This is a genomic window from uncultured Pluralibacter sp. (assembly GCF_913775985.1).
GTDB lineage: Bacteria > Pseudomonadota > Gammaproteobacteria > Enterobacterales > Enterobacteriaceae > Pluralibacter.
In genome coordinates this window covers 60370-72959 of record NZ_CAJYMB010000088.1, presented here as the reverse complement: position 1 = coordinate 72959, position 12590 = coordinate 60370, and the positions used below count along the sequence as shown (strand labels likewise).

At 59.3% G+C, this 12590-nt stretch carries 10 protein-coding genes; 6 read left to right on the top strand and 4 right to left on the bottom strand.

Annotation, left to right across the window (positions count from 1 at the left end; genetic code table 11):
* Positions 1 to 252 precede the first annotated feature (252 nt).
* The 3 genes from metF to metB all read right to left on the bottom strand — a co-directional run bounded on the left by metF (position 253) and on the right by metB (position 4957).
* Positions 253 to 1143 carry a methylenetetrahydrofolate reductase gene (gene metF, locus QZ766_RS09860; protein WP_297200907.1) on the bottom strand — a complete coding sequence of 297 codons (891 nt, stop codon included), beginning with the start codon at positions 1141 to 1143 and terminating at the stop codon, positions 253 to 255.
* Positions 1144 to 1361: 218 nt separating this feature from the next.
* The gene (locus QZ766_RS09855) at positions 1362 to 3794 is read right to left on the bottom strand and encodes a bifunctional aspartate kinase/homoserine dehydrogenase II (protein WP_297200905.1); all 2433 of its coding nucleotides are present in this window, start codon (positions 3792 to 3794) and stop codon (positions 1362 to 1364) included.
* Between the two features lie 2 nt (positions 3795 to 3796).
* The gene (metB, locus tag QZ766_RS09850; protein WP_297200901.1) at positions 3797 to 4957 is read right to left on the bottom strand and encodes a cystathionine gamma-synthase; all 1161 of its coding nucleotides are present in this window, start codon (positions 4955 to 4957) and stop codon (positions 3797 to 3799) included.
* Between the two features lie 349 nt (positions 4958 to 5306).
* On the opposite strand from metB, the gene metJ reads away from it, so the two are divergent.
* Positions 5307 to 5624: a met regulon transcriptional regulator MetJ gene (metJ, locus tag QZ766_RS09845; RefSeq protein WP_297200899.1), complete on the top strand. Its 318-nt coding sequence runs from the start codon at positions 5307 to 5309 to the stop codon at positions 5622 to 5624.
* A gap of 50 nt (positions 5625 to 5674) precedes the next feature.
* Here the strand turns inward: metJ and rpmE are convergent, their stop codons facing one another.
* Positions 5675 to 5887 (bottom strand): 50S ribosomal protein L31, encoded by a 213-nt coding sequence (gene rpmE / locus QZ766_RS09840; RefSeq protein ID WP_297200896.1) that lies wholly within the window; start codon positions 5885 to 5887, stop codon positions 5675 to 5677.
* 201 nt (positions 5888 to 6088) lie between these two features.
* Between rpmE and priA the strand changes: the two genes are divergently transcribed.
* The 5 genes from priA to hslU all read left to right on the top strand — a co-directional run bounded on the left by priA (position 6089) and on the right by hslU (position 12527).
* Positions 6089 to 8287 carry a primosomal protein N' gene (priA, locus tag QZ766_RS09835; RefSeq protein WP_297200893.1) on the top strand — a complete coding sequence of 733 codons (2199 nt, stop codon included), beginning with the start codon at positions 6089 to 6091 and terminating at the stop codon, positions 8285 to 8287.
* Positions 8288 to 8435: 148 nt separating this feature from the next.
* Positions 8436 to 9458, top strand: a complete 1023-nt coding sequence (gene cytR / locus QZ766_RS09830; protein WP_297200891.1) for a DNA-binding transcriptional regulator CytR — start codon at positions 8436 to 8438, stop codon at positions 9456 to 9458.
* Between the two features lie 101 nt (positions 9459 to 9559).
* Positions 9560 to 10561, top strand: a complete 1002-nt coding sequence (ftsN, locus tag QZ766_RS09825; RefSeq protein ID WP_297200889.1) for a cell division protein FtsN — start codon at positions 9560 to 9562, stop codon at positions 10559 to 10561.
* A gap of 91 nt (positions 10562 to 10652) precedes the next feature.
* Positions 10653 to 11183 (top strand): ATP-dependent protease subunit HslV, encoded by a 531-nt coding sequence (gene hslV, locus QZ766_RS09820; RefSeq protein WP_297200886.1) that lies wholly within the window; start codon positions 10653 to 10655, stop codon positions 11181 to 11183.
* A 9-nt stretch (positions 11184 to 11192) separates the two neighbouring features.
* Positions 11193 to 12527: an HslU--HslV peptidase ATPase subunit gene (gene hslU, locus QZ766_RS09815; protein ID WP_297200882.1), complete on the top strand. Its 1335-nt coding sequence runs from the start codon at positions 11193 to 11195 to the stop codon at positions 12525 to 12527.
* Positions 12528 to 12590: the final 63 nt, after the last annotated feature.

The window sequence follows — 12590 nt, the reverse complement described above, 5'->3', positions numbered from 1 at the left end:
CATTCAGGCGGCAAAAAAGTAAATTCCCGCGAGCTTACTGGCGTAAAAACCGGGGGTAATCGCATGCAACCAACACATGTACCACTTGAAATACGACGGGCATATATCCTTTTGCTAGTGCGATAACATAGCAAAAGATTGTTATAGAAATGTCGATAAGCGCCGAAAGCCGCAAAAATAACGCGATTATATGAGATCTCATGATGACCATAAGAAATGGCGCGCAGGCGGCTAACGCTTTAAATACGCTAATTATTGTCCCGGACGAACGCCCAGCGTGTGGCAGATGGCGTAACTCATTTCGGCGCGGTTCAGAGTATAAAAGTGAAAGTCTTTCACGCCCTCGCGGCTGAGGATTTTCACCATGTCCATCGCAATACTCGCCCCCACCAGCTTGCGGGTTTCCGCATCGTCGTCCAGCCCTTCAAACATTTTGGCCATCCACGCGGGAATACGCACGTTGGTCATATCGGCAAATTTCTTCGCCTGTTTGAAATTGGAAACCGGAAGAATGCCGGGAATAATTTCCACGTCAATACCGGTAGAGGCGCAGCGATCGCGAAAGCGCAGGTAGCTTTCAACATCAAAAAAGAATTGGGTAATGGCCCGGCTGGCACCCGCCTCCACTTTTTTACGCAGGTTCAGCAGGTCGGCCTGGGCACTTTTGGCTTCGGGATGCACTTCCGGATAGGCGGCGACGGAAATATCAAAATCCCCCACCTCTTTTAACAGCGCCACCAAATCGGCGGCATACATATCGGGCCTGCCGCTGCCCGGCGGCAGATCGCCGCGCAGGGCGACAATGTGGCGAATGCCGTTGTTCCAGTAGTCCCGGGCAATGGTGCGCAGCTCATCACGAGTGGCGTCAATGCAGGTCAGATGCGGTGCAGCTTCCAGTCCGGTGCGGTCCTTAATACCTTTGATAATGCTGTGCGTGCGGTCGCGCTCGCCGGAGTTGGCACCGTAGGTGACAGATACAAACTTCGGCTTCAGGCTGCTGAGCCTGTCGATGGATGACCAGAGGGTTTGCTCCATTTCACTGCTGCGGGGCGGGAAGAACTCAAATGAAACGTTAATGTGCCCCTGCACTTCCGCCAGGCTCTGATTCAGGGCCTCGCGATGGTTCGCGTGAAAAAAGCTCATATCCTACCTCTGTCTTAGTTGATTGCCGTCGAGCGCTATTATGATGTTTTGCTGTGCTGTGAACTTCTATACGTTTAGACGTCCAGATGTAAAAATGACGGAAAAGGGCAATGTCGTCAACAGAAAAAAGAGGGGCGTTGAGAGGAAAGTGTGAACTAAAGCGGGGGGCTTTTCAGACAGAATGATGCCTCTCTCCGGGAAAGAGAGAGGCGTTAAAACTACAGCAGCTGCGCCAGGCGGTTAATATCGGACTGAATCGCCCCGGCGGTAACGTCCCGGCCGGCGCCCGGTCCGCGGATCACCAGCGGGTTATCGCGATACCAGCGGCTTTCAATGGCAAAGACGTTGTCGCACGGCAGCAGTGCCGCCAGCGGATGCTCGGGGCGGACGGCTTCCACGCCGACCCGCGCCTTGCCGCTGGCGTCAAAGCGCGCCACGTAGCGCAGCACCAGCCCCATCTCCTGCGCGGCTTCCAGCCGCTGGATCATCTGCTCGTTAAGTTCGTCGCAGTTCTCAAAGAAGTGATCGACGGATTCCTCTTCGCAGTGGGCCGGTACCAGCGACTCAACGCGAACCTGATCCGGCTCGATGTCGTAGCCCGCCTCGCGGGCGAGGATCACCAGCTTACGCATCACGTCTTTGCCGGAAAGATCGACGCGCGGATCCGGCTCAGTCAGCCCCTGCTGCCAGGCCTGATCCACCAGCTCGGTAAACGGCACCGTGCCGTCGAACTGCAGGAACAACCAGGAGAGGGTGCCGGAGAAGATACCGCTGATGGAGAGAATGCTGTCCCCGCTGTCGCGCAGATCGCGTACGGTGTAGTTCACCGGCAGGCCCGCGCCGACGGTGGCGTTATACAGCCAGTGACGGCCGGTTTTTTCAAAGGCGTCGTGGATCTGGCGGTACTTATCGCTGGTGCTGGCACCGGCGAGCTTGTTGGCGCTGATCACGTGGAAGCCGTGGCTGGCGAAATCGAGGTACTGATCGGCCAGCTGCTCGCTGGCGGTGACGTCCAGCACCACCAGGTCGTCATACGGATGCGCGCGCATCCACAGAAACAGCGACTCCTCATCCTGCTCGACGGCCTCGTCATTAAAGAATGCCAGCGCCCGACTGGCATCCAGCCCTTCATAGCTCAGCAGGCTGCGGCTGCTGTCCACCACGCCCGCCAGAACAAATTCAAAGCCGGTGCGCGCGGAGAGCGAACTCTGCTCCCGGGCAAACAGCTCCAGCCAGCGGGAACCGATATTGCCTTTGCCAAACAGCACCAGGCCGATGCGCTTTTCGGCGCGGAACAGCGACTGGTGCAGGCCCTGGATCAGGCTTTCGGTCGGGCCGGTGCGCAGCAGCGCCACCAGGCTAATGCCCTCTTCCGACTGCCAGGTAAACTCCACCGGCTGGCCTTTAAGCTGCTGCCAGAAGCGGTGGCAGTGCAGCGGATTGCGGGTAACGCCCGCGCCGACCATCGCCACCAGCGCCAGTCCCTGACGCAGCCGCAGCTCGCCCGGCAGACCGGCCTCGTCCAGCAGCTTCAGGGCGCTGTCCGCCACTTCGCTGGTGTAGCAGAACTGCAGCAGATGGCGATCGGTATGTACGCCCACTGCCAGCGGGCGGATCTGCCCGCGCTTGAGGATTAAATCGAGCTCTTTTTGCGCCAGCTTGAAGTCCTGCCCGGCGGGAACCTGAAACTCGATCAGGCAGACGTCATCGTGGCTGGTGACGATCCGCGCCCCGGTGCCGGAGGCCAGCACGCGCTCGATGCGGGTAGAGCCCTGATCCGGCGTATAGCTGCAGCGCAGCTGGAGGTCGATATCGCTGCCGGATACTGGCTGAAGCGTGCGGGCGTGCAGCACCGGTGCGGCCAGGCGTGCCAGCTCGCTGGCCTCGTCGAGACGCAGCAGCGGCAGCAGGCAGGCATCTTTCACTTTGCGCGGGTCGGCGCTGTAAACCCCGGCTACGTCGCTCCAGATGGTAACGCGGGAAACGCCCGCCAGGGCGCCAATTTGTGTCGCCGAATAGTCGGAGCCGTTGCGGCCCAGCAACACCGTTTCGCCGGCGCTGCTGCGGCTGATAAAGCCGGTCACCACCAGCCGCTTGTGCGGATGCTGGGCCAGCAGCTGCTGGAGCAGCGGGAAAGAGAGGCCTTCATCGACCTGGGGCTGGGCGGCGCGCTCGGCGCGCAGGAAGGTTCTGGCGTCGAGCCACGCCGCCGGCATGCCCTGCTGCTGTAGAACTGCAGCCATCAGCCGCGCGGACCAGATTTCGCCGTGGCCCACCACTTCGGCATACACCGCGTCGTTAATACCGCCATCCAGCAGCGCCGCCAGGCGCTCCAGATCGTGAATAAATTCGCTAATCAGCTCATCCGCGACCTCTGCCGGCAGAAGACCGGCCACCAGCTCGGTTTGATAGCGCCGCAGGGTTTGCTGCACCTGATGCGCGGAGAGCCTGTCGCTCTGGCTGAGCTTCAGCCAGTTAATCAGCTGGTTTGTGGTGCTGCCCGCGGCGGACACCACCATCATATCTTCAGGCTGCGAGTGCTCGGCCATGATGCCCGCTACGCGCAGATAACACTTCACATCTGCCAGGCTACTGCCGCCAAACTTGTGCAGCTGGCGACTTTTCGCTTCTGCCTGCGCATTCACACTCATGCTTACCTCTCTTGTGCTGCCCGGAACCCATTTTCCAGGTCGGCAACCAAATCTTCGCTGTCTTCAATACCGGTCGAAATACGCAACAGGGTTTCCGAAATGCCAGCCGCCGCGCGCGCTTCTGGCGCCATGCCGGCGTGGGTCATGGTGGCCGCGTGCGAGATCAAGCTTTCAACACCGCCCAGCGATTCGGCCAGCGTGAACAGGGACAGCCCGCCGAGAAAACGGCGCAGCGTCGCTTCGTCACCGTCCAGTTCGAAACTGAGCATCGCGCCAAAGCCTTTTTGCTGGCGCGCGGCTATCTCATGGCCCGGGTTATCGGGCAGGGAGGGATGATACAGCTTTTTCACCAGCGGTTGCTGTCTCAGATAGTCAACAATCGTTGCAGCGTTGCGCTGGGCCACCTCCATGCGCGGCGACAGAGTACGCAGGCCGCGCAGCAGCAGGTAGCTGTCAAACGCGCTACCGGTGACGCCGATATTGTTCGCCCACCACGCCAGCTCGGTCACCTGCTCGGGCTCTTTGGCAATCACCACGCCGGCCACCACATCCGAATGGCCGTTAAGGTATTTGGTGCAGGAGTGCAGTACCAGATCGGCGCCCAGCGCCAGCGGGTTTTGCAGCGCCGGGCTGAGGAAGGTGTTGTCCACGACGCTCACCGCCCCGGCCTCCCGGGCCAGGCGGCAGATTTTCGCAATATCCACGACCCTTAACAATGGATTGCTGGGGCTTTCCACCAGCACCAGCTTCGGTTTCTCCGCCAGCGCCGCCTTCAGCGCCTGTTCGTCGCCCTGATCGACAAAGCGCACCCGGTAGCAGCCGCGCTTTGCCAGGCTATCAAACAGGCGATAGCTGCCGCCGTAGCAGTCGTGCGGCGCCACCAGCAGATCGCCGGGGCTAAGATAGACGGTCGTCACCAGGTGGATCGCCGACATGCCGGTATTGGTCAGCACCGCGCCCGCGCCGCCTTCCAGCTCGGCCAGCGCCCGCTGAACCACATCCCGCGTCGGGTTGCCGCGGCGAGAGTAGTCGTGGGCGCGGGGCTCGTTAAATCCGGTAAAATTATAGGTGCTGGAGAGGTGGATCGGCGGGACAACGCAGCCATACTGTTCGTCATCATTTAATCCGCTGCGCACTGCGATTGTGGCGGGTTTACGGGTCATGGTGGCTTATTCTCGGCTTGGGCAATGAAAAACAGACCACAGAGTAACCACTGCAATAATAGACGTCAATACATCTGGACATCTAAACTTCTTTGCGTATAGATTGAGCAAACTGCCAATAGCCGTTAAAATCCTATGTATTGGCGCATAAGCGCAGCGCGCTGGCAGATGCCACGATCTTTTAGCTGCGGTAAACTATGTCCCCAATAATTCTGGCTGTATGCAGGCGGCAGGTGAGCGGTATACGCGCACGCAGCGCAAACAGCTTAGAGTATGGCGGATAATTGCGCGTGTATGGTCCGGACCGGCGTTCGGCCTTTATATTAATGAAGAGAGGATAAGATATCTCATGGCTGAATGGAGCGGCGAATATATCAGCCCCTACGCTGAGCACGGTAAGAAGAGCGAGCAGGTAAAAAAAATTACGGTGTCCATTCCTCTGAAGGTGTTAAAAACCCTGACCGATGAACGTACCCGGCGTCAGGTGAACAACCTGCGTCACGCGACTAACAGCGAATTGCTGTGTGAAGCGTTCCTGCATGCCTTCACGGGCCAGCCGTTGCCGAACGATGCCGACCTGCGTAAAGAACGCAGCGATGAAATCCCGGAAGAGGCAAAAGCGATTATGCGCGAGCTGGGTATCGACCCGGAAACGTGGGAGTACTAAGAGGATTGCAGATGTAAAAAAGGCGCCGCAGGCGCCTTTTTTCGGGAAACTTATTTGCTGCCCGGGATGCTGAAGCGCTTGTTAAAGCGGTCAACACGGCCACCGGTCGCAACGTCACGCTGCTTGCCAGTGTAGAACGGGTGGCATTTTGCGCACACGTCCAGGTTCAGATCGTGACCAACTGTAGAGTTGATTTTAATCACGTTACCGCAAGAGCAGTTTGCAGTGATTTCTTCGTATTTCGGGTGAATACCTTGTTTCATGGGAGAACCTCAATAAGGCCGCGTCGCTCTTCCAGCCCTAACGCCAGACACCACGCGAGATTGTAAAAAGATCTCTGATGCAGGATGCACCAAAGGCGGCGAATCATACAGAATAAAAGGGTCTATTGCAAATCGACCCGATCCGCGCCTTTGAGTAATGTGTATACTGTTCCGCCACTTTTCAAGTCAGGAAGCTGTTTAATGTCCGTTGTCCACGTTGCACTGCCCGTTCCGCTGGCCCGCACTTTTGACTATCTGCTGCCCAACGGTGCCAGCGTCAAAGCCGGATGTCGCGTGCGCGTGCCGTTTGGCAAGCAGCAGGAGCGTGTGGGAATTGCGGTGGCGGTGAGCGAAGAGAGCGAGCTACCGCGCGGCGAGCTGAAAAGCGTGCTTGAGGTGCTCGACGCCGAACCGGTCTATACGCCTTCAGTATGGAAAATGCTGCTGTGGGCGGCGGAGTATTACCATCATCCCATCGGCGACGTGCTGTTCCACGCCCTGCCCATTCAGCTGCGCCAGGGGAAAGGCGCCAGCGCCGCGCCGCTGTGGTACTGGTTTGCCACCGAGCAGGGGCTCGCCGTCGACATTAATACTCTCAAGCGTTCGCCGAAGCAGCAGCAGGCGCTGGCCGGGCTGCGCCACGGCAAAATTTGGCGGCATCAGGTGGCCGAGCTGGAATTTAATGAAGCCGCCCTGCAGGGCCTGCGCAAGAAGGGCTACTGCGAGCTGGCAAGCCAGGCCCCGGCACTGGCAGACTGGCGCAGCAGCTACGGCGTCAGCGGCGAGCGGCTGCGCCTGAATACCGAACAGGCTACCGCCGTGGGCGCTATCCACGGCGCGGCGGGCAGCTTTTCCGCCTGGCTGCTGGCGGGCGTCACCGGCTCCGGCAAAACGGAAGTCTACTTGAGCGTGCTGGAAAACGTGCTGGCCCAAGGCCAGCAGGCGCTGGTAATGGTGCCGGAAATTGGCCTGACGCCGCAAACCATCGCCCGCTTTCGCGAACGCTTCAACGCCCCGGTGGAAGTGCTGCACTCGGCGCTGAACGACAGCGAGCGTCTCGCCGTCTGGCTAAAGGCCAAAAGCGGCGAAGCCGCCATTGTGATCGGTACCCGCTCGTCGCTGTTCACGCCGTTCAAAAATCTCGGCGTTATTGTCATCGACGAAGAGCACGACAGCTCCTACAAGCAGCAGGAGGGCTGGCGCTATCACGCCCGGGATCTGGCCGTGTGGCGGGCGCACAACGAGCACATTCCGATAATCCTCGGATCGGCCACCCCGGCGCTGGAAACGCTCCACAACGTGCGCCAGGGAAAATATCACCAGCTGTCACTGACCCGACGCGCCGGTAACGCCCGCCCGGCCACCCAGCACGTGCTGGATTTAAAAAGCCAGCAGCTGCAGGCGGGGCTTTCCCCCGCCCTGATCGCCCGCATGCGCCAGCATCTGCAGGCGGACAATCAGGTGATCCTCTTCCTCAACCGCCGCGGCTACGCGCCAGCACTGCTGTGCCACGAGTGCGGCTGGATAGCCGAGTGCGAGCGCTGCGACAGCTACTACACGCTGCATCAGGCTCAGCGCCACCTGCGCTGCCATCACTGCGATAGCCAGCGCCCTATTCCACGCCAGTGCCCCTCCTGCGGCTCCACGCACCTGGTGCCGGTAGGGCTCGGCACCGAGCAGCTGGAAGAGGCGCTGCAGCCGCTGTTTCCCGGAGTACCCGTTTCGCGCATTGACCGCGATACCACCAGCCGCAAAGGCGCGCTGGAGCAGTATCTGGCGGAGGTTCACCGCGGCGGCGCGCGTATTCTGATTGGCACCCAGATGCTGGCCAAAGGCCACCACTTCCCGGACGTCACCCTGGTGGCGTTGCTGGATGTAGACGGCGCGCTGTTTTCCGCCGACTTCCGCTCGGCGGAGCGCTTCGCCCAGCTCTACACGCAGGTGTCCGGCCGCGCGGGGCGCGCGGGCAAGCAGGGCGAGGTGATTTTACAGACCCACCATCCGGAGCACCCTTTATTACAGACGCTGCTGCATCAGGGTTACGATGCTTTCGCGCAGCAGGCGCTGGCGGAGCGGCAAACCCTGCAGCTGCCGCCGTGGACCAGCCACGTGCTGATCCGCGCGGAAGATCACGACAACCAGCAGGCACCGCTGTTTTTGCAGCAGCTGCGTAACCTGCTGCAGGCCAGCCCGCTGGCCGACGATAAACTCTGGCTGCTGGGGCCGGTGCCGGCGCTGGCGCCGAAGCGCGGCGGCCGCTGGCGCTGGCAAATCATTCTTCAGCACCCTTCCCGCCTGCGCCTGCAGCACATCGTCAGCGGCGCAATGGCGCTGATTAATACGCTGCCCGCATCACGAAAAGTGAAATGGGTGCTGGACGTCGATCCGATTGAGGGCTAGCGCAGAGCTGCGAACTGGATCGTAATATTTAACATTCATCACAGTTTTAATGAAAATTCTGTAACTCCCCGGTCGGACAATCTGATACAAGAAAAGAGTTTGGCCGGGGACAGCGGATGCCCCTGCGCCGCCAGCGAGGAGAAGTCAGGTGAAGTGCAAAAAGCAGGTTGTGGCAGCAACCATGAAGGATGTGGCTCTGAGAGCCAATGTCTCAACGGCGACCGTTTCCCGGGCGCTGATGAATCCCGATAAAGTTTCTCAGAGCACCCGTAATAAAGTTGAGCAGGCCGCGCAGGACGTGGGCTATCTGCCGCAGTCGCCGGGGCGCAACATGAAGCGCAATGAATCGCGCACCCTGCTGGTCATCGTTCCCGACATTTGCGATCCCTTCTTCAGCGAAATTATTCGCGGCATTGAAGTTACCGCTGCCGAAAAAGGCTACCTGGTGCTGATTGGCGATTGCGCCCATCAGAACCAGCAGGAAAAAACCTTTCTCGATCTGATTATCACTAAGCAAATTGACGGCATGCTGCTGCTCGGCTCGCGCCTGCCGTTCGATGCCGGCATTGAAGAGCAGCGCAACCTTCCGCCGATGGTGATGGCTAACGAGTTCGCGCCCGAACTGGAGCTGCCGACAGTCCACATTGATAACCTGACCGCCTCCTTCAATGCGGTTAACTATTTGCACGACCTGGGCCACCAGCGGATTGGCTGCATTGCCGGCCCGGAAGAGATGCCGCTGTGCCACTACCGCCTGCAGGGTTACGTGCAGGCGCTGCGCCGCAGCGGGCTGCCCATTGACCCGCACTACATTGCCCGGGGCAACTTTACTTATGAAGCCGGGGCCAGCGCAATGGAGCAGCTACTGGCGCTGCCGCAGCCGCCAACGGCCATCTTCTGCCACAGCGATATTATGGCGCTCGGCGCGCTGTCGCTGGCCAAGCGCCGCGGCCTGAAAGTTCCTCGCGACCTGTCGATTATCGGCTTTGATAATATTTCGCTGAGCGAGTTCTGCGATCCGCCGCTCACCACCATCTCCCAGCCGCGCTTTGCCATCGGCCGCGAGGCCATGCTGCTGCTGCTCGATCAGATTAACGGCCGCAGCGTCAGCAGCGGATCGCGGCTGCTGGATTGCGAATTAATCGTGCGCGGCAGTACGGCGAAAAAATAAGTCGCCGGCAGGGGGATGTTTAAGACTTCATGTTCTGGTCAAAGGCCCGCCGCTTAAGTAACATGGCGGCCTGATAAATGACTAAATACAGCGAAACGAGAGTGGCACAACGAGATTATGTACGCCGCGGCCAGCCGGCTCCTTCGCGGCATAAAAAGGGTTCATCACGGAACTCCCGCAAAAAGCAAAGTAGCCTTCCTGCTGTGTCCCCGGCAATGGTCGCCATCGCGGCCGCCGTGCTGGTGGCCTTTATCGGTGGTTTGTACTTCATTACCCATCATAAAAAAGAAGAAGCCGAAGCGTTAAAAAGCCGCCAGGTCACGGGCAATGGTTTACCGCCGAAGCCCGAAGAGCGTTGGCGCTATATTAAAGAACTGGAAAGCCGCCAGCCGGGCGTGCGTGCGCCGACGGAACCTTCCGCCGGCGGCGAAGTAAAAAATACCAGCGAGCTTACCGACGAGCAGCGCCAGCTGCTGGCCCAGATGCAGGCGGATATGCGCCAGCAGCCAACCCAGCTGACGGAAGTGCCGTGGAACGAGCAAACGCCGGAGCAGCGCAAGCAAACCCTGCAGCGCCAGCGCGTAGCGCAGCAGGTGCAACAGGCCCAGCAGGTGCCGCAGCAGCAGTGGAGCCAGAGCCAGCCGGTGCAGGCTCCGCGTAGCCAGCAGCGCCAGGTTGAGCAGCCGCGAACCGTGCAGAACCAGCCGGTTCAGCAGCCGCGCCAGACGCAGCATAAACCTGCTGCCGCGCAGCAGCCGTATCAGGATCTGATCCAGACGCCAGCGCATACTGCCGCCAGTCAGCCGAAGGCCCAGCAGGCGGCTCCGGTCACCCGCGAAGCGGAGCCAGCGAAACAGACTGCCGATAAGCAGGACGATCGCCGCTGGATGATCCAGTGCGGCTCGTTTAAAGGTGCCGAACAGGCAGAAACCACCCGCGCTAAGCTGGCTTTTGAAGGTTTTGACTCCCATATCACTACCAACAACGGCTGGAACCGCGTGGTTATCGGCCCGGTCAAAGGCAAAGCCAGCGCCGACAGCACCATGGCTCGCCTGAAGAGCGCAGGCCACGGAAACTGCATTCGTCTGGCCGCCGGGGGTTGAAACCCCTAAAAACCCCCCCATCTCTAATTCCATTCTGCCCCGTACTCCGTGCGGGGCCTCTATTCTGTTTTACACTCAGAGGGGGCTCCTCGTGACAACAATAGTAAGTGTTCGCCGTAACGGTCATGTCGTTATCGCCGGTGATGGTCAGGCTACGCTTGGCAACACCGTGATGAAAGGCAACGTGAAAAAAGTGCGTCGTCTGTACAACGACAAAGTGATCGCCGGTTTTGCGGGCGGCACCGCGGACGCCTTCACCCTGTTTGAACTGTTCGAACGGAAGCTGGAAATGCACCAGGGGCACCTGGTGAAGGCCGCCGTTGAGCTGGCAAAAGACTGGCGTACCGATCGCATGCTGCGCAAGCTGGAAGCGCTGTTGGCCGTTGCAGACGAAAATGCATCCCTGATAATCACCGGCAACGGCGATGTGGTTCAGCCCGAGAACGATCTGATCGCCATTGGTTCCGGTGGTCCATATGCCCAGGCCGCAGCCCGCGCCCTGCTTGAAAATACCGAAATGGACGCCCGCGATATCGCGGTGAAAGCGTTGGATATTGCAGGCGATATCTGCATCTATACCAACCACAATCACACCATTGAAGAATTACCGTCTAAAGCGTAAGGATCTCCCATGTCTGAAATGACCCCACGCGAAATTGTCAGCGAACTGAACAAGCACATTATCGGTCAGGACGCCGCGAAGCGTTCTGTGGCAATCGCCCTGCGTAACCGCTGGCGCCGCATGCAGCTCGACGAAGAGCTGCGCCATGAAGTTACGCCAAAAAATATTCTGATGATCGGCCCAACCGGCGTTGGTAAAACCGAAATCGCCCGCCGCCTGGCGAAGCTCGCCAACGCGCCGTTCATCAAAGTTGAAGCGACGAAGTTCACCGAAGTCGGCTACGTCGGGAAAGAAGTGGATTCTATTATCCGCGATCTGACCGATGCGGCGGTAAAAATGGTGCGCATGCAGTCCATTGATAAAAATCGCTACCGCGCCGAAGAAATGGCGGAAGAGCGCATTCTCGACGCGCTGATCCCGCCGGCCAAAAATAACTGGGGCCAGGCGGAGACTACTCAGGAGCCGTCCGCAGCGCGCCAGGCGTTCCGTAAAAAGCTGCGCGAAGGCCAGCTGGACGATAAAGAGATTGAAATCGATCTCGCCGCGGCACCGATGGGCGTTGAAATTATGGCGCCTCCGGGCATGGAAGAGATGACCAGCCAGCTGCAGTCGATGTTCCAGAACCTGGGCGGCCAGAAGCAGAAGCCGCGCAAGCTGAAAATCAAAGACGCCATGAAGCTGCTGATTGAAGAAGAAGCGGCGAAGCTGGTCAATCCGGAAGAGCTGAAGCAGGACGCCATCGACGCCGTTGAGCAGCACGGGATCGTGTTTATCGACGAAATCGACAAAATCTGCAAACGCGGCGGCAACTCCTCCGGCCCGGACGTGTCCCGCGAAGGTGTGCAGCGCGACCTGCTGCCGCTGGTGGAAGGCTGCACGGTATCGACGAAACACGGAATGGTCAAAACCGACCACATCCTGTTTATCGCCTCCGGCGCGTTCCAGGTGGCAAGCCCGTCAGACCTGATCCCGGAGCTGCAGGGACGTCTGCCGATTCGCGTTGAGCTGAAAGCGCTGACCACCGAAGACTTCGAGCGCATTCTGACCGAGCCAAATGCGTCCGTCACCGTACAGTACAAAGCGCTGATGGCGACCGAAGGCGTTAACATCGAGTTCACCGACGGCGGCATCAAGCGTATTGCCGAAGCCGCATGGCAGGTGAACGAGACAACCGAAAATATCGGTGCCCGCCGCCTGCACACCGTGCTTGAACGTCTAATGGAAGATATTTCCTATGACGCCAGCGAGCTGGACGGAGAAAGCATCACTATTGATGCGGAATATGTCAGCAAACATCTTGATGAGCTGGTGGCAGATGAAGATCTGAGCCGTTTTATTCTATAATCGCGGCTATTGCATTTTCATCACTGTCGATGGGGGCATAAACTCTACGGAGTTAGCCCCCAT

Coding starts and splice junctions, on each gene's coding strand:
- metF (WP_297200907.1), bottom strand. CDS start 1,143: ATGAGCTTTTTTCACGCGAACCATCGCGAGGCCCTGAATCAGAGCCTG.
- QZ766_RS09855 (WP_297200905.1), bottom strand. CDS start 3,794: ATGAGTGTGAATGCGCAGGCAGAAGCGAAAAGTCGCCAGCTGCACAAG.
- metB (WP_297200901.1), bottom strand. CDS start 4,957: ATGACCCGTAAACCCGCCACAATCGCAGTGCGCAGCGGATTAAATGAT.
- metJ (WP_297200899.1), top strand. CDS start 5,307: ATGGCTGAATGGAGCGGCGAATATATCAGCCCCTACGCTGAGCACGGT.
- rpmE (WP_297200896.1), bottom strand. CDS start 5,887: ATGAAACAAGGTATTCACCCGAAATACGAAGAAATCACTGCAAACTGC.
- priA (WP_297200893.1), top strand. CDS start 6,089: ATGTCCGTTGTCCACGTTGCACTGCCCGTTCCGCTGGCCCGCACTTTT.
- hslU (WP_297200882.1), top strand. CDS start 11,193: ATGTCTGAAATGACCCCACGCGAAATTGTCAGCGAACTGAACAAGCAC.